Source organism: Gluconobacter sp. Dm-44 (genome assembly GCF_018256175.1).
GTDB lineage: Bacteria > Pseudomonadota > Alphaproteobacteria > Acetobacterales > Acetobacteraceae > Gluconobacter > Gluconobacter cadivus.
Window position 1 is genome coordinate 47,603 of the sequence record NZ_JAERLZ010000004.1, and the last position, 16,732, is coordinate 64,334.

Here is a 16,732-nt window from a genome sequence, read left to right on the forward strand (position 1 = left end):
ACGGCGGCGTTTCAGTTCCGAAGTGCGGCAGGCAGGTCGCTGAAAGACCCGATCCGCAGATCCGGGTCCAGTGCTGCGCACTGAGTGGCCGATCCGTGGCCGTAACTGGCCCAGCAGGATGCGATCCCGGCATTGCGGGCGAACTGAAGGTCGGCCACGGTATCGCCCACCATCAAAAAGTCCGAGCGCGGCTGTTTTGGAAACAGCGGCACAATGCGTTCGTCCATCACGCGCGGATCAGGCTTGTGCGGAAAATGCGGTTCGGAGGCCACAACACCTGAAAAGAATGGCGTCAGGCCAAAGCGCGCGATGCTCGCACAGACGGTCGGGGCGTGTTTGTTGCTGAGAATGGTGAGGATGGTGCCCTGTTCTTTCAGCGCCGCCAGCGTGTCCACCACACCGTCAAACAGAACCGTCTCTTCCTCGTCCGCTGTCGGATAGAACGCCCGGTAATGACGTACGAACGCCGCCGCATCCTGTTCGTCACTTTCGGGAACGATCGCCTGAAACAGCGTCTGGAGCGTACCGCCCCGCGTCAGTTCCTGTTTAAGCGCGTCCGACGTGGGCGCGGAGACGCCCACAGCATCGAACGCCTCTTTCAGGCTGCGAAGAATGGCCGGCTGCGTTTCCGCCAGCGTGCCGTCATAATCGAGGAGGAGGATCGGAAAACGTGTCATACTCTCCTTTTCCCCCGCCGCGCGCCGGAAATCCACCCCCAGAGACGCAGATCCGAAACGCTTATCGCCCCCCTGCCGCAAGAAGCGCCCTGATCCCCGGCAGGATCGCAATCAGCAATCCTCCCGGCGGTTGCGGAGCATGGGCGGAGGCCAGCATACTGGCCGAATTCTCAAACGCCGCTTCCTGATCCTGAAGCAGACGGACCGCATCCATCCGCCATGCCGAGCCGCTCCGCCCGTTCAGAACATTCAACCCCGCGCGGGACAACTGCCCTACGACATGCGAGACGGGCGCCACGGCTTCAAGCGCCGGAATTCCTTTCGCACTTGTCACGAACGCCGCGTCATTATCGGCCCAGCGCTGAAGCATCTGCCGCAGCGGGCCTGCCAGAGCCGTCTCACCCTGCGCATAACGCTCCGCCATCGCATTGAACTGGGTCGCCACAAACGAATCAGGCTCCGCGACTGCCACAGGTGCCGACAGCATGGCCTCTCCGGTGGGGGCTGCAAGATGGTTGAGCGCATAATTGCGGACAGGAACCGTCACATCCGTCAGCACTGCCAGAGGCTCTGAACGTCCTGGCGCCATGGCTTCACGCATGGCATGACGATGCTGCGTGGCCTGCAATCCCGTCGCTTCAAGCTCCGTCATCACGACCGGCAAACGGCGCTCCAGATCAGGAACATCCCGCACGTCCTGCGCGGACCAAAACCGCTCGGCCAGTGCCGCCATCCGGGGCCAGAGCCGCGAGTCCAGCATCGGTTCGGACACCATTTCCGCCCAAAGCGTCCCTTCCGCCCCCAGCACCAGCTTTTTCTGTGCGTCATCCAGCGGCGGGGCGTTCACGTCCAGTTCAAACGGCACGGAGAACTCGGGATGTTTGGGCGGGAACTTCGCCAGCTGCTCGGGCGTGATGCCGTCCGCCCGCGTATCGAACGGATCGACCGCATAATGCGTGGCGGCAGGACGCAGCAGATCGAGATAATATCCCGCCGACACCACGACCGGATGCCCGGCGCGCGTGGCCGATCCCGTCCATTTCGACGCACGCCACGGCTCGACAACCACGTTTTTCGGGATCGGGGCCTCGCTGACCTCGTCCCATCCCATCATCACATGTCCCTGCGAGGCAATCATGGCCGCGACTTGCCCCGTGAAAGCAGCCTGAAGCGCTTCGGCCGTTTCGTAGCCATGTGCCTTCATATAGGCCGCAATCGCCGGATTTTTCGTCCACTGGGAGGACACGACTTCATCGCCGCCCGCATGAATATAACGGTCCGGAAAAAGGCGACCCATCTCGCCATACAGAACCCGCACAAAGCGCAGCGTCTGCGGATTGGTCGGGTCGAGGGCAGCGTTATTGAGGTTCAGCCCCTTGGTGCTCATATCCGGCAAAGGCTGCGCCGCCAGTTCCGGATAGGCGCGCACGATGGCCAGTGCATGACCCGGAACGTCGAATTCCGGCACGACACGAATGCCGCGATCAGCCGCATAGGATACGATCTCGCGGATCTGCGCCTGCGTATAATACTGGTCCGGAGCGGTCATGGCCTGAAGCTGCGGATATGCCCGGCTCTCGACCCGAAAGGCCGTTCCGTCACTCAGATGCCAGTGCAGGACGTTGAGCTTGACCAGTTCCATCGCATCAAGCTGGCGCTCCACGGTTTCGACCGTATCGAAATGCCGCGACACGTCCAGCAGCAGACCGCGCCACGCAAACCGGGGCGCATCCTCGATATGGATCCGCTCGACGACCGCACCATCCGGGGTGGCGCGGACAAGCTGAAGCAGCGTCGCCAGACCGTGAATCACACCCGCCGGACCATCCGCCTCCAGCCGCGCGCCCTTGGCCGCCGTCGTGAGCGCGTAACGCTCCTTTTCATCCACACTCAGATAAGCCCGGTCGGGCCCGGCGGACACATGCAGCACATACGGCTCACCCTGCCCCGCAGGCCCGGCGATGGCCGCAAGACGCGTCGTAAACCGTGCCGCCGCCCGTTGCAGCAGGGGCGAGGGGCGTGTGTCCCACACGATCTGCACCCCGCCACCGATCGGCGCCACACCATTGGGCACCGAAACGCTCTGCGGAACGGGCAGCAGACTCTCTTCCGCCCGCGCCGCGCCGGCAGAAATCCCCGCCAGAACGCTTCCCGCAAGAAGCAGCCCCACTGCGCCACGAACCCTGCGGCGAACGATCCGGCCGCGTTGTGAAGCTGTCTGCGTCATCTGAAGCTGTCCCTGAGTATGAATTTCAGTGCGTATCGGGCGCGGGAGGACGCGCATCGAGCATCAGCTCCGCATCCCCGGCAGACAGCGCAATACCATAAAACGTGTGATAGAAAGAACGGATAGACCGGATCATCGCAGGCCGGTCCACCTGTCCGGTCTGAACGATCTGCCGCGACCACAGAACCTGAAGCAGAAGCTCCGGCCCGTAACGGTCCCACGGAAACAGCCCGGTCGGATTGCGATAGACGCGCCCGGACTGCACGGCCTTGATCTTCGACCAGACCGGGTCCTGCGTCAGTGTCGCCGGATCGCCCGCATTCGCTCCGATAATGACGATATCCGGATTCCACGACAGGACCTGTTCGATCGAAACGGGCTGTTTGTTCCCATGAATACCCTGTGCGGCGTTCCGCCCGCCCGCACTGCGGATCCACTGGTCGATGATGCTGGCGTCACCATCGACCCTGAGCGGCTTGAGGGATTCCACATGCAGCACAAGCGGCCCCTGCGGATTGGTCGGAGCCTGCGAGACAGCCTGAAGAAACGCCAGACGATAGGCCTGCGCCCGCTTTGTCGCCAGTGGCGTCTGAAGCAGGGTCGCCGTTCCGTCAACGCAGTCGAGCATCGAATCAAACCGGTCGAACCCTTCAGGCACCACGTTCAGCCCGGCCCGCGTCAGGGCATCAGCGGAATGGCCCGAAGCCGTCACGAACACCAGATCGGGATGCAGCGCCAAAAGCTCTTCCGCATTCAGATTGCCGGGGTCCAGCGTCTCGGATCTGGACAGCGACGGCACCAGCTTGAACATCCAGGGCAACATCGCCGGACGCGCCACAGTCCCCACGATCTGGTTCTGCGCCCCCAGCATAATGAGCATCGCATTATGCGCGTACCAGCCTTCCACAATCCGGGTGGGAGGGGCCGCGTAGGCGGCCGGCCCCGGCAGCGCAACCGCACCCATCAAAGCCGTCCCCAGAAATGTCAGGGCCGAAAACCGCTTCAGGGTCCATGACAATGTCAGTCCCAATGTCATTTCTCGTTCCTTTCCTGATGGAAAAAGCGGTTTCCGGCATGATCCATCTGCATCAGAGGCACCCCGTAAAGCGCCGACATCCGTTGTGCCGTCACGACAGTCTGTGGCGGCCCGTCCGCTTCGATCCGGCCATGATCCAGAACCAGAACCCGGCTGGCACGCGCATAAAGCTCTTCCGGTCGATGCGACGTGAGCATAACAAGCCGCCCCTCCCGCGCAAGTTCCGCCAGCAGCGCCATCAGACGCAGCTGATACCCGTAATCCAGCCCCGTCATCGGCTCATCCAGCAACAGGCCCCGCGCATCCTGTGCGATGGCCCGTGCCAGAACGACCCGCTGACGCTCACCGCCGGACAGCTCCGTGACGGGACGATCGGCAAAACGCTCCAGCCCCATCCGCTCCAGCGCCGCCGCCACGGTCCTCCCGTCCTGCGGAGACAAACGCCCCATCAGGCCGGAATGCGGCACCCGCCCAAGCTCCACCATCCGCCGCACTGTATAAGGAAACGTCGCCACATGGCTTTGCGGCACATACGCCAGATGCCTCGCAATGGCGGAGGCAGGCCACGCTCGCAGAGACTGCCCCTCAAGAAAGACCTCTCCCGTCGAAGGTGCGAGAAAACCCATCAGAAGCCGCAGCAACGTACTTTTGCCCGCACCGTTCAGCCCCAGAAGCCCGACCAGTTCGCCTTCCCGGAACGAAAGATCGATATCCTCCAGCACAAACCCGGCCTGCCGTGGCTGGCGGAAACCAAGATTGCGACACGACAGCAATGTCATGCCATCCCGCCCCGCAGGCGCCGCAGAACCAGCACAAAAGCCAGAGCGCCGAACAACTGCGTGACGATCCCAAGCGGAACCTCGCCCGTTGTGAGGCTACGCGCGCAGGTATCGGCCAGCACCAGCCCTCCCGCCCCCAATAGAGCCGTTACCGGCATCATGTTCCGGTGCTCCGCTCCGACGAGCAGGCGCGCCACATGCGGCACCAGAAGCCCGATCCAGCCGATGATCCCGGCCATCGAAATCGTCATGGCGCAGGCCAGCGTCGCCAGAACGATCAGCGCCGGACGCATTACCCGTACGGAAACACCCAGACTGCGCGCCTCGTCATCCCCCAAAGACAGCACATCCAGAACAGGCGCGCACAGCACAAGCGCCATCGTCAGAACAATGAGCGGGCCAGACACCCACGCCAGTTCGTGCCACCCACTCGGCGCCAGACTGCCCAGAAGCCAGTCCACAATGGCCGGAAGCTGATCCATCGGATCGGCCAGGTATTTTACCAAAGACAGCAAAGCCGTGAAAATCGCATTCCCGATCAGGCCACCCAGAAGCAGGGCCAAAACCCCACCCCCCGGCAAGGTTCTGCTAATCAGCAACCCACACCCAACCGCCAGCAACCCGCCCCCGAACGCGCCCATCTGCACCACAAACGCCGATCCGCCACTGACGATCGCAAGCGCCGCGCCAAACGCCGCACCACTCAGCACACCCAGAAGATCCGGCGAGACCAGCGGGTTCCGGAACACCGCCTGATAGGTCGCGCCACCACAGGAGAGCGCACTTCCAACCAGCAACGCCGCCAGAATACGCGGCAACCGCGCCTGCATCACCACCACCTGCGCAAGCGGGTCAAATCCGACGGACAGATGCAGCAAATGCCCGAACACGCCCAACACCCGCAGCGGTGACAGCGGATAGCGCCCCAGACAAAGCGCGCACAACACGCTCAGAACCACACCTGCCAAAGCAAGGGAACGGATCAGGGCAGGACGGACGAAAATGGCAAACCCTCTCGGCAGAACAGCAGACGAAACCTGCCGCAGGAAAACCATAAGCCAAGCCTTCCCGCGCCACCAGAACCCCTTGCGCGACGACGTCAGGGCCTGAGCCACGCCCATAACCTGCATTTAAAGTGCATCAGAAGCATAGGATTTTTTGGCACTCAGTGCCATAATAATGGTCATAAAATAGACTTGCTTCCAAAGGACATGTAACAGGATTTCAAACAATCTCCCCAGTATCGCCTGTTATCATCAGTGAGATCCCTGACAGGGAATACTGCAATCCGGACTGAAACAGTCCCGCTTTTACGCTGAAATGACCGAAAACCTGTGTTATTTTCATGACTCTGATTGCATTTATTTTAGGAAACGCACGGTTTTGAGATAGCGCAATCTTCCCTTTCATGGTCCGGTGCCTTAGGTTGCACGCAACAGCCGCCTTTTGTGGCAAATGATTTCAATCCTTCCGGGACAGTCCAACCATGCTCAAACGGATAGCTGCCGCTGTCATTGGCCTTGGTGCCGTGGGAGGCATCGGCTTTCTTGCCTATGCCTGGTACCCCGCCATCGCCCCGATCCCCCGGCCCGCCGCATCGTCGTTCTCCGCTGACGCCATCAGCCGTGGCGCCATCGTCGCGAATGGCGGCTATTGTGCGGAATGTCATACCCGCGTGGATGGCACCCCCGGCCCCGAACTGGCCGGCGACTTCAAAATGGCCACGCCGTTCGGCGATATCTTCTCGTCCAACATCACCCCGGACGAGCAGTGGGGAATCGGCAACTGGTCTCTGGCCGCGTTCAAGCGCGCCATGAACAAGGGCATCGCCCGCGACGGCTCCCAGCTCTATCCGGCGTTCCCGTTCGACCACTTCACCAAGGTCAACGATCAGGACGTCTCGGACCTCTACGCCTACCTGATGACGCGCCCGGCCATTCATCTCAAGCCGCGTGACAACACGGTTCCGTTCCCGATCAACATCCGCCTGATCGGTCAGGGCTTCTGGAAGCTGCTGTTCTTCACGCCGGGCCGCTACCAGAACGACCCCAAGCATGATGCCCAGTGGAACCGCGGCGCCTATCTCGCCGAAGGTAACGAACACTGCGGCGCCTGCCATACACCGCGTAATCTTCTCGGCGCCGAGAAAATGAGCAAAGTCTATGACGGTGCAGTCATCGACGGCTGGATCGCACCGCCGCTGAACGACCACAACCCAACGCCGGTCGTCTGGACCGAAGACGAGCTGTTCCAGTATCTGCGCTTCGGCGTGGCTCCGCTGCACGGTTCGGCCGCTGGCCCGATGTCTCCCGTGCCGCATCGCTTCCTGTCGAAAATCCCCGAGGAAGATGTGCGCGCCATCGCTCATTATTATGCAGATGTGGACAAGGCCGCACAGCGCAGCGGCGGCGATCAGGCCGCGATTGCGCGCGCCATGCACATGTCCGGCATCAACCTGACCGGCCCGCTGACGCAGGATCCCGATGCCCGTCTGTATCAGGCCGCCTGTGGCGCCTGCCACTACAACTCCGGCCCGAACCCCGTGCTCGGCCGCCCGGAACTGGCCCTGAACAACGCGCTGTGGCTGGATGAGCCTAACAACCTCTATCAGGTCATGCTGCATGGCATCACCGCAGAGGAAGGTCAGGATCACATCTCGATGCCGAGCTTCTATTCCGGCCTGTCCGATCATGACATGGCCCGCATCGCCGCGTATCTGCGTCGCACACGCACCACGCTTCCCCCCTGGACGGATCTGGAAAAGAAGGCCGCCAGCGCGCGCGCCACGCTTGAAGCTCCGCCCATCACCGCTTCGCACTGATCCGGGCAGGACTGGGAATACAGGACATGACCACGAAATTTGAACTCAACGGACAGCCCGTTACGGTCGACGCCCCGGCAGACACCCCCCTGCTCTGGGTCATCCGTGACGACCTGAACATGACCGGCACCAAGTTCGGCTGCGGCATCGGCGAATGCGGTGCCTGCACCGTCCATGTCGGCGGCCGCGCCACACGCTCCTGCATCACGCCGCTTTCCGCCGTGGAAGGCGCTTCGATCACCACGATCGAAGGGCTGGACCCGGAAGGCAACCACGTCGTTCAGGTCGCCTGGCGGGATCAGCAGGTGCCGCAGTGCGGCTACTGCCAGTCCGGTCAGATCATGCAGGCCGCAAGCCTCCTGAAGGACTACCCGAACCCGACGGACGATCAGATCGACGGCGTGATGGGCGGCAGCCTCTGTCGCTGCATGACCTATATCCGCATTCGCAAGGCCATCAAGGAAGCTGCTTCCAAGCAGCAGGAAGGCGCCAACAATGGCTAAAATCGAACAGATTGCGAAAAAGAGCGACGCCGCGCGCCTCTCCCGCCGCAACTTCCTGATGACGGCCGCTGGCGGTGGACTGATGTTCGGCTTCGCCCGCAAGGCCGGTGCCGCCGTAACGCTGCCCTCCCCAATGCCGCCGGAAGCTGCGTTCGAGCCGAACATCTGGTGCGCCATCGCCCCTGACGGCGCGATCAACGTCAACATCGTGCGCGCCGAAATGGGCCAGCATGTCGGCACCGCGCTCGCCCGCATCATCGCGGACGAAATGGACGCGAGCTGGGACAAGATCAAGATCACCGAGGTCGACACCGCGCCCAAATGGGCCGGGAAATACGTCACCGGTGGGTCCTGGTCCGTCTGGGACACATGGGACACCTTCCGTCAGGCCGGTGCCGCAGCCCGCAGCGTGATGCTTGAAGAAGGCGCCAAGCTCCTCGGAACGACGCCGGAACGCTGCACCGTCAGCGAGAGCGTTGTTTCTGCTGGCGGCAAGAGCGTGTCCTTCGGCGATATTGTGGCCCGCGCCAAGCCGACCCGGACCTTCACACCCGAAGACATGGCGAAGCTGCCGCTCAAGCCGGTCGCGGACCGCCGCCTCATCAGCAAGCCTGTTCCAGCACTCGACATCCCGGACAAAACGACCGGCAAGGCCATTTACGGCATCGACGTCAAACTGGACGGCATGCTGTATGGCCGCCCGAAAATGCCACCGACGCGCTATGCCTCGAAGGTCGTCTCCGTGGACGACAGCGCCGCGAAGAAAATTCCCGGCTATGAGCGCTATGTGGTGCTGGACGATCCGTCCGGAATCGTTCCGGGCTGGGTCGTGGCTCTGGCCAAGACTTATCCCGCCGCGATCCGCGCCGCCGACGCCCTGAAAGTACAGTGGAATCCCGGCCCGACGATCCATGTCTCCGAAGCGGACATTATCGAACATGGCCGCAAGCTGACGCTCAATCCGAAGAACGGCGCCTGCGTCTTCAACGACAAGGGCGTGGACGAAGCGCTTGCGATCCATCCCAATCAGGTCTTCGAACGCAGCTATACCTGCGCATCCGTCGCGCATTACCAGCTTGAGCCGGTCAATGCCGTGGCGCGTCATATCGACGGCATGTGGGAAGTTCATACCGGCAACCAGTGGCAGTCCCTCATTCTGCCGCAGCTCGCCAAGTCCCTTCAGGTTCCCGAAGAGCAGGTCGTCATGCGGACCTACATGCTCGGCGGTGGCTTCGGGCGCCGTCTGAACGGCGATTACTGCATCCCAGCCGCTCTGGCCTCCAAGGCCATCGGTGGCGCGCCGGTCAAGCTGATCCTGACACGCTCCGACGACATGGAGCTGGACTCCATCCGCTCGCCGTCCTTTCAGAACATCAAGGTCGCGCTCGACAACGATCGCAAAAAGATCACGACGATGGACTATGTCGCGGTCGCGGGCTGGCCAACGCAGGTGATGGCTCCGGCCTTCCTCGCCACGGCTGAAGACGGGAAGAAATACGATCCGTTCGCCATCGCAGGCGCGGATCACTGGTATGACACAGGCCCGACGCGCGTCCGCGCCGTCAGCAACGACCTTGCCAACGCCACCTTCCGTCCCGGCTGGCTGCGCTCGGTCAGCGCTGGCTGGACGCCTTGGGCGCTGGAATGCTTCCTCGATGAGGTTGCTCATTCCACAAAGCAGGACCCGCTGGAATTCCGTCTGTCCATGTTCACGGCGCAGGGCCGTAACGCCGGTCAGGCTCCGAATTCCGTGGGCGGCGCCAAGCGTCAGGCCGCCGTGCTCCAGCGTCTGGCTGACAAGATCGGTTACGGCAAGGAACAGCTTCCCGACGATACGGCCATCGGCATCGCCACCAGCTTCGGTCAGGAACGCGGTATGCCGACCTGGACGGCCGGTGCGGCGCAGGTTCATGTCGATCGCAAGACGGGCGTCGTTACCTGCCAGAAACTCTGGCTGGTGCTGGATGCCGGAATTATCGTTGATCCGGGCGGCGCACTCGCCCAGACCGAAGGCGCGGCGCTGTGGGGCCTCAGCATGGCCATGTTCGAGGGCACCGAAATCGTCGATGGCACGATCAAGGATCGCAACCTTAACACCTACACCCCGCTGCGTCTTCCAGACGTACCGGAGATGGACATCGAGTTCGTCCAGAACACCGAAAAGCCCACGGGCCTTGGTGAGCCGGGTGTTACGGTTGTCGCGCCTGCCATTGGCAATGCGATCTTCAACGCCGTCGGCATCCGCCTGCGGCATCTGCCGATGCGCCCAGCCGATGTGCGCCGCGAACTGCAACAGCACTCACGCTGAGCCGTCAGCCAATCAGGAAAAGGCCGTAGCCCCAGCCGGGACTGCGGCCTTTTTCATACAGGACCACAGGCCCGAACCCGTCATCCGGGCAGGAGGGTCTTGCCAAGCCCCCCGAAAGTCGTGACAGACTGCAGTGTTCTGGCCCCAACAGGCCCCGAACGATGCGCCGCCGGGAAAAGGACAAACTGTGAGCTGGTTTTACGAAGACCATGGCACCCGCAAGGGACCGGTGTCCGCAGACGGCATGAAAGCCCTCGTGACCGAAGGCATCATCGGGCATTCCACCCTGTGCTGGACCGAGGATTTCGGCGGTGAATGGCACCCTGCCGGAAGCTGCGTCTTCTGGCCTCCTCAACCCGAAGGGGTTCCTCCGGCCCTCCCGGCCAGCCTGATCTCGAACCGCTGGCTGTGGCTCAGTCTGGTTGGGCCGTTTTTCGGCAGCATGGCGGTCAGTATCCTTCAGGGTTTCGGATTCATCCCTGATTTCGCCAGCAATTTCGCGTCCATGATCGTGAGCATCGGCATTTTCTACATGGCTCTCGTCATGGACCGTCGCAGCCTGCTCGCTGCGGGTTTTCGCCCCGGCACGATCCTGTGGATCCTGCTACCACCGCTTTATTTTTGGCGCCGCATCCAGAGTGTCGGACACGGCATGCTGCTTTTCTTCCTGTCGGTTCTGGTGTTTCTCTGCGAATTCGTTCCAGCGCTCACCACGGGGTGGCACATCTTCCCGGATGTCGGCCTGTCGGATTACGTCTCCCGCCGCTACTACGAGCTGTAAGGTTCAGCAGTACCGGCGGTAAAAAGCCTCGACGCTGCTTGCCGCCGTGGCGATCCGGTAACGGGACATATCCCACTGACGCGGCGCCGCAGCTTCAAGACGCCGCAACCCGGCCATCAGCGCCTCCAGACAACCGGACGGCAGCAAACATTCCGGCGCATCTGCCAGAATATCCTTCACCCCACCCGCCGCCGTCGCACAAACCGGCAATCCGGCCTCCATGGCTTCCAGCAGCACCAGTCCGAACGGCTCATGACGTGAGGGCACGACGAACGCATCGAACGCGGCCAGAAGATCAGGCATGTCCGTGCGATAGCCGGTGAAAAGAATATCCGTCCGGCCCTGCGCCGCTTTTTGCAGCGCACACCGCTCCGGGCCATCCCCGACCAGAACCAGCCGGGTCTCGGGTCTGAGACCGGCCTGTTTCCACGCCTTTATCAGAAGCTGGAAATTCTTTTCCTCAACCATCCGACCGGCTGCACCGATCACGACCCCGCCCTCAGGAGGAATCCGCCATTCAAGCCGCATCCGTTCCCGCAAAGCCGCCCGACATGCCGCGGTGGAATGGGGAGGAACCGTCCAGTTGGGAATCAGCGCACAGGCTTCGCGCTGTCGTTCCGGCAGAACATCGCGCTGCCAGGACGCGATACAGACCAGCCCGTCATGCGTGCCATAGCTGCGACCGCGATAGGAGGTGTGCAACGTCGCAACGACAGGCACCGATCCTGCAAGCCCCGCCCGGCGCAGCCAGCTCGCCCGGGCAGAGGCCCGCCCGAGATGGGTATGAACAATATCGTGCCGCCCGCTGCGTAGCTCCGCAGCCAATGCGGGCAGATAACCTGCACGCCCAGCCCGCACGATTTTCACGTCAGGACACAGAAAACCCTGAATGTCCCCGCCCGTGCGTGCATCGGTCGTCCTGCGTTCCAGAAGCAGCGTGACGTCATGGCTCCGCGCCTGAATGGCGGAGAGTTCCGCAAGATGTCGCTCCGTTCCCGCAAATTCCCGGGTCGAGAGACAATGCAGAATTCGCAGTCGGGATGTCACGCGCGTGTTCCTTGATGGGCGTGGCGAAGAAACCGGATGTCAGGAGTTCACCGGCCCCCGGCCGTGCCCCAGACGCCTTCAATGACCCGACCACTACGGCTGGACATGCGCTGGAACGGCGGACGCGGCTGACAGGCCACCAGATAAAGACCAATGGTAAAGAGAAGCTGGGAAATCGTGGTCAGCTGCGTCACCAGCCAGACAAAATCAGGCGCGCCCAGACCCCGGAACAGCTGATACGCCAGAAAGGCCAGAGACAGCAGCCGCATGGCCCGGAGCAGTGGACGCAGCGGGTTGAGCATTCCGGGTCGCACCATGGGCGCAGAACGCCTCATGCCCAGAAAGAACGCCAGACTGACGCACCAGATCAGCGTACTGTCGATCATGTTGCCCAGACTGGCCCCGAACAGCAGCATCGGCAGCAAAAGAGAAAGCCCCTCCAGCATCAACGCCCCAAGCTGACAGCTCAGGCCGAGATGGAGCGGCGTCAGACGCGCTGGAAGACGATCCGCCAGAGGCTGGAACAGCCGGTCGAGCAGCCAGTCATCCACTTGGGCAATGCGTTCAGGTAAAGTCATCACACATACTTTATCCGCCTCTCCGCTCTGCTGCACATAATTTTTTCTTCATCCGGCCGTCAGATACAGCGCTTCAGACACGGGTTACACATGGTGGACAGAAACCGACGTAACAGCTTTACTCTTTTGTGAAGATACGTTTCTCCTCAGGAAAGTTCTGAACCGATGTCCGCACTCTCCCGTCTCTCCCGCCTGTCGCTGCTGGCAGCCACCATGCTTGCCCCTCCGGTTCTGGCGGGCGCGCATGCCGCCCCTGAAGCGGCACCAGTGGCGAGTGCCGCTCCGGCGACGGTCACGCGGGCAACACTGTCCAATGGATTGCGGGTCATCGTGGTGCGCGACACACTCGCGCCGGTCGTGCAGACCATGCTGAATTACGAAACGGGTTCCGTAAATGCACCGAAGGGCTTTCCCGGCACGGCCCATGCGCTCGAACACATGATGTTCAACGGCTCAAAGACCCTCTCGCGCGACCAGCTTTCCACCATCAGCGCGCAGCTCGGCAACAACGACAACGCCGACACGACCTCGGACGTCACGCAATATTACTTCAAGGCCCCCGCCAGCGATCTGGACGTTCTGCTGAAAATCGAAGCCGGACGGATGCGCGGCCTGAACATTACCGAAGCCGAATGGGCGCATGAGAAAGGCGCGATCGAACAGGAAGTCTCGCGTGATCTCTCCAGCCCGATCTACCGCTACCTCTCACAGATCCGCGCAGCCCTGTACGCGGGCACACCCTACGAACACGACGCTCTCGGCACGCGCCCGTCCTTTGACGCGACCACTGCTCCGCTGCTGAAAAAATTCTATGACACATGGTACACGCCCAACAACGCCGTTCTGGTCATCACCGGCGACGTGGACCCGCAGGAAACGCTGAAAAAGGTCGAAGCCGCTTTCGGCAGCATTCCGGCCAACACTCTTCCCGAACGCGGCACCGTCTCCCCGACCCCGGCCAAGGCCCAGAGCATTTCCCTCGACACCGACCTGCCGATTGGTCTCGTGACGATGGCATGGCGGATGCCGGGACAGCGCGACCCCGATTATGCGGCGACAACCCTGCTCGCAGACGCCATCAGCAGCCAGCGCGCCGCCCTGTTCGCCCTCGTACCTGAAGGCAAGGCGCTGGATACGGGCTTTATGTATGACCCCGATGCGCAGGCCGGGCTGGGCGTCGTGTATGCCGGCTTCCCCAAAGGTGCCAATCCCGACGGACTGCGGACGGCCGTTGCGGCCATCATGGAAAATTTCCGCACGCACGGCATTCCGGCCGAACTGATCGAAGCCGCCCGCCGCAAGGAAATCGCAGCGCTTGAGTTCAACGCCAACAGCATTTCCGGCCTCGCCGAAAGCTGGTCGCAGGCCGTTGCGATCCAACACCTCAACGATCCGCAGGACATGCTCGCCGCTTTCCGCAGCGTCACAAAAGAACAGGTCGACGCGCTGGCGAAAAAACTGCTCGATCCGGCCCATGCCATCAGCGCGACCCTGACACCAAGCGCTTCGGGCAAACCCGTGGGCCAGAAGGGCTTCGGCGGTGCGGAATCCTTCAATACCCCCCCTGCGGGCAAAGTCACCCTGCCGGACTGGGCGCAGCAGGCTCTTGCCCGTCTGACGATCCCTGCCGCAGCACCTCTGCCCACGACATACACGCTGCCCAACGGACTGCATCTTCTCGTCCAGCCCGAACATGTCAGCCATACGATCGAGCTGATCGGCAGCATCCGCCAGAACGCGGATCTCGAACAGCCTGCCGGTCAGGAAGGCGTGGCAGACGTCACGCAGCAGATGTTCCTCTACGGCAGCAAAACGCATGACCGTCTGGCCCTCGCCCGCGCGCTTGATGACCTTTCGGCAGACGAAGAAGCCGGTCCGTCCTTCTCGCTGAGCACGCTGACGCCGAACTTCGAGAAGGGCCTCGCCCTGCTGGCCGATCATGAACTGAACCCGGCTTTCCCGGAAAAAGCGTTCCGCGTCACCCAGATGCAGGCCGCGCAGGCACAGGCCGGTGAACTTCAGTCGCCCGGCTATCGCTTTGGCCGCGCCGCCCGCAAGGCGCTCGTTCCCCCGCAGGACCCGACCCTGCGTGAAGCCACGCCTGCCACGATCAGCAAGCTCACACTGGCGGACGTTCAGGCCTATTATGCCCACACATATCGCCCCGACCTGACCACCATCGTCATCGTCGGCGACATCACCCCCGAGGCCGCAAAAGCAGACGTCGAAAAGGCGTTCGGCGGCTGGAAGGCCACAGGGCCCAAGCCTGACGTCGATCTGCCCGCAATTCCCCTCAGCCGCGCCTCTCAGGCCGTGGTCGCGGATCCGGGCCGGTCGCAGGACGAAGTCAAACTCGTCGAGACCATCGGCATGAAAGTGACCGACCCGGATCGTCACGCCCTTGCCGTCGGTAACACGATCCTCGGAGACGGGTTCTCCTCGCGCCTGATGCAGGATCTGCGCGTCAAGACGGGCTATGTTTACGGCGCCGGAAGCGGTTTCAATTATTCCCGCACCCGTAGCGGCTTCGGCATTACGTTCGGCGCTGATCCGGACAAGGTCAGCAAGGCCCGCGCACTTGCCGTGAAGGATATCGAAGACATGCGGACCAATCCCGTCTCACAGGAGAGCCTCGACCTCGCCAAGGCGACCCTTCTGCGCAGCCAGCCCATGTCCCGCGCCAGCTTCAGCGCCCTGGCCGGAAGCTATCTGTCCCTGATCGCGCTGGACCTGCCGCTCGACAGTCAGGCCAAGGCCGCGCAGGCCATCTATGACATGACCCCGCAGCAGGTGCAGGCTGCTTTCCGCAAATGGGTCCGCCCGACCGATCTCGCCCAGATCGTCATGGGCCCACAGCCGAACTGAACCGGCTTTTAAACACAAAAGGCCGCGGAAGCAGTTCCGCGGCCTTTTTTATGAAGGTCGTCCTGAACGAGCGTCAGTCGATCAGGCCCTCGTCTTTGAGAACACGCAGCGCATACTGAATGCGGTGCCGGTACAGATGCTCAGCCTGCGTCCGCGCCTGCGCCTTGCGCGCCATCTTCACACGCAGTTCGTTGTTGTTGAGATAGATCGCAACCAGCCGCTCGAAATCAACACGGTTCGAGAATACCGGGATTTCATCAGCCGAATAATAACGGCGGATTTCATGGGTATCCTCGTGGAACACCTGAAACGCCCCGGCCAGCGCAGCCTCGAAGGTCCGCGGCCCCGGCGTGGAAGGCGCAATGATGAAACGCTTGTTCTCGAAGCTCAGCGAGCGCCCCAGATTCAGCACCAGCTTGGACCGGCGATACAGCTCGACAAGCTGGGACTTCTCGATCCGGGCATCGGAGAACCCGATCCCCAGTTCCCCCCAGCCCGGCCCGACGATCTTGATGTTCAGATCCCGCAATGCTGGCAGAAGATTGCGGACGATATCCTTGCGATTGGTGAACGCAACACCACAGAACAGGACGTCGATCGTCTTTTCCGCATGATCTTCGATTTCGCCGTAATGCAGCTTCGGGCTCGCCGCCAACGGCAGATGGAACACCCTCTCGCGCTGGTAGAAATTATGGCCCCAGCGGTCACAGGAGAAAATCACATCGAAATCGTCAGCAATGCGATAGTTCGCATCCTGCTCATAGGGGTCTTCGGTCGCCCAGAAGACCGTGACGGCGCCGATCTTCTTCGCCTCTCGGCAAACCTCACCGAAATAGGTGCTTTCAGGAAGATAGGAGCCGATGGCAAAGACGATCGTCGGCTTGAGGAACCGGATGGAGCTGGCTGCGGCCGAGATATGAACGGCCGTGACATTTTCCTCGCCAAAACAGTCCGCCCAGCCATCCATGATGGACTCGCGGATCTGCGTGTTGGCCTGACTTTCATACCGTCCACCGCTACAGACGAGCACCCGGCCGGTCATGCCGGCTGGTGCGCTATCCGTCACGCTGACGTTTTCGACGTCCACGACCGTATCATTCACTGCGTCCA

The 16,732-nt window shown here is 62.1% G+C and carries 13 protein-coding genes; 5 read left to right on the forward strand and 8 right to left on the reverse strand.

Annotated features, from left to right (window positions below; translation table 11 throughout):
• Positions 1-11 precede the first annotated feature (11 nt).
• From JK213_RS06735 to JK213_RS06755, 5 genes are all read right to left on the reverse strand, one after another.
• Entirely contained in the window at positions 12-677 is a 666-nt protein-coding gene (locus JK213_RS06735; protein WP_194261714.1) for an HAD family hydrolase, read from the reverse strand.
• A gap of 61 nt (positions 678-738) precedes the next feature.
• Positions 739-2,904 (reverse strand): family 20 glycosylhydrolase, encoded by a 2,166-nt coding sequence (locus JK213_RS06740; protein ID WP_194261713.1) that lies wholly within the window; start codon positions 2,902-2,904, stop codon positions 739-741.
• A 25-nt stretch (positions 2,905-2,929) separates the two neighbouring features.
• A complete protein-coding gene (locus JK213_RS06745) occupies positions 2,930-3,940 on the reverse strand; it encodes an ABC transporter substrate-binding protein (RefSeq protein WP_194261712.1) in 1,011 nt (336 codons plus the stop codon).
• On the reverse strand, positions 3,937-4,719 hold the full coding sequence (locus JK213_RS06750) for an ABC transporter ATP-binding protein (RefSeq protein ID WP_211571312.1): 783 nt from the start codon (positions 4,717-4,719) through the stop codon (positions 3,937-3,939). The genes JK213_RS06745 and JK213_RS06750 overlap by 4 nt, the downstream gene beginning before the upstream one ends.
• Entirely contained in the window at positions 4,716-5,834 is a 1,119-nt protein-coding gene (locus tag JK213_RS06755) for a FecCD family ABC transporter permease (RefSeq protein ID WP_408872060.1), read from the reverse strand. Before JK213_RS06755 ends, JK213_RS06750 begins: the two co-directional genes overlap by 4 nt.
• Before the next feature lie 371 nt (positions 5,835-6,205).
• On the opposite strand from JK213_RS06755, the gene JK213_RS06760 reads away from it, so the two are divergent.
• The 4 genes from JK213_RS06760 to JK213_RS06775 all read left to right on the forward strand — a co-directional run bounded on the left by JK213_RS06760 (position 6,206) and on the right by JK213_RS06775 (position 11,132).
• On the forward strand, positions 6,206-7,540 hold the full coding sequence (locus JK213_RS06760) for a cytochrome c (protein WP_194261710.1): 1,335 nt from the start codon (positions 6,206-6,208) through the stop codon (positions 7,538-7,540).
• Between the two features lie 26 nt (positions 7,541-7,566).
• On the forward strand, positions 7,567-8,043 hold the full coding sequence (locus JK213_RS06765; protein ID WP_062031771.1) for a (2Fe-2S)-binding protein: 477 nt from the start codon (positions 7,567-7,569) through the stop codon (positions 8,041-8,043).
• The gene (locus JK213_RS06770; RefSeq protein ID WP_194261709.1) at positions 8,036-10,351 is read left to right on the forward strand and encodes a xanthine dehydrogenase family protein molybdopterin-binding subunit; all 2,316 of its coding nucleotides are present in this window, start codon (positions 8,036-8,038) and stop codon (positions 10,349-10,351) included. The genes JK213_RS06765 and JK213_RS06770 overlap by 8 nt, the downstream gene beginning before the upstream one ends.
• 187 nt (positions 10,352-10,538) lie before the next feature.
• Complete coding sequence (locus JK213_RS06775) at positions 10,539-11,132, forward strand: DUF4339 domain-containing protein (RefSeq protein ID WP_194253691.1); 594 nt, start codon at positions 10,539-10,541, stop codon at positions 11,130-11,132.
• A gap of 3 nt (positions 11,133-11,135) precedes the next feature.
• Here JK213_RS06775 and JK213_RS06780 read toward each other — a convergent pair whose 3' ends face one another.
• Together JK213_RS06780 and JK213_RS06785 are read right to left on the reverse strand one after the other, a co-directional pair.
• Positions 11,136-12,179, reverse strand: a complete 1,044-nt coding sequence (locus JK213_RS06780) for a glycosyltransferase (RefSeq protein ID WP_194261708.1) — start codon at positions 12,177-12,179, stop codon at positions 11,136-11,138.
• A 47-nt stretch (positions 12,180-12,226) separates the two neighbouring features.
• Positions 12,227-12,757: a hypothetical protein gene (locus JK213_RS06785; protein WP_194261707.1), complete on the reverse strand. Its 531-nt coding sequence runs from the start codon at positions 12,755-12,757 to the stop codon at positions 12,227-12,229.
• 165 nt (positions 12,758-12,922) lie between these two features.
• Here JK213_RS06785 and JK213_RS06790 point away from each other — a divergent pair, with 165 nt between their 5' ends.
• Positions 12,923-15,622, forward strand: coding sequence for a pitrilysin family protein (locus JK213_RS06790; RefSeq protein WP_194261706.1), 2,700 nt, complete (start codon positions 12,923-12,925; stop codon positions 15,620-15,622).
• A 73-nt stretch (positions 15,623-15,695) separates the two neighbouring features.
• Here the strand turns inward: JK213_RS06790 and JK213_RS06795 are convergent, their stop codons facing one another.
• Complete coding sequence (locus tag JK213_RS06795; RefSeq protein WP_194261937.1) at positions 15,696-16,664, reverse strand: glycosyltransferase; 969 nt, start codon at positions 16,662-16,664, stop codon at positions 15,696-15,698.
• Positions 16,665-16,732 lie beyond the last annotated feature (68 nt).

Coding starts and splice junctions, on each gene's coding strand:
- JK213_RS06735 (WP_194261714.1), bottom strand. CDS start 677: ATGACACGTTTTCCGATCCTCCTCCTCGATTATGACGGCACGCTGGCG.
- JK213_RS06740 (WP_194261713.1), bottom strand. CDS start 2,904: ATGACGCAGACAGCTTCACAACGCGGCCGGATCGTTCGCCGCAGGGTT.
- JK213_RS06745 (WP_194261712.1), bottom strand. CDS start 3,940: ATGACATTGGGACTGACATTGTCATGGACCCTGAAGCGGTTTTCGGCC.
- JK213_RS06750 (WP_211571312.1), bottom strand. CDS start 4,719: ATGACATTGCTGTCGTGTCGCAATCTTGGTTTCCGCCAGCCACGGCAG.
- JK213_RS06760 (WP_194261710.1), top strand. CDS start 6,206: ATGCTCAAACGGATAGCTGCCGCTGTCATTGGCCTTGGTGCCGTGGGA.
- JK213_RS06765 (WP_062031771.1), top strand. CDS start 7,567: ATGACCACGAAATTTGAACTCAACGGACAGCCCGTTACGGTCGACGCC.
- JK213_RS06770 (WP_194261709.1), top strand. CDS start 8,036: ATGGCTAAAATCGAACAGATTGCGAAAAAGAGCGACGCCGCGCGCCTC.
- JK213_RS06785 (WP_194261707.1), bottom strand. CDS start 12,757: ATGACTTTACCTGAACGCATTGCCCAAGTGGATGACTGGCTGCTCGAC.
- JK213_RS06790 (WP_194261706.1), top strand. CDS start 12,923: ATGTCCGCACTCTCCCGTCTCTCCCGCCTGTCGCTGCTGGCAGCCACC.
- JK213_RS06795 (WP_194261937.1), bottom strand. CDS start 16,664: ATGACCGGCCGGGTGCTCGTCTGTAGCGGTGGACGGTATGAAAGTCAG.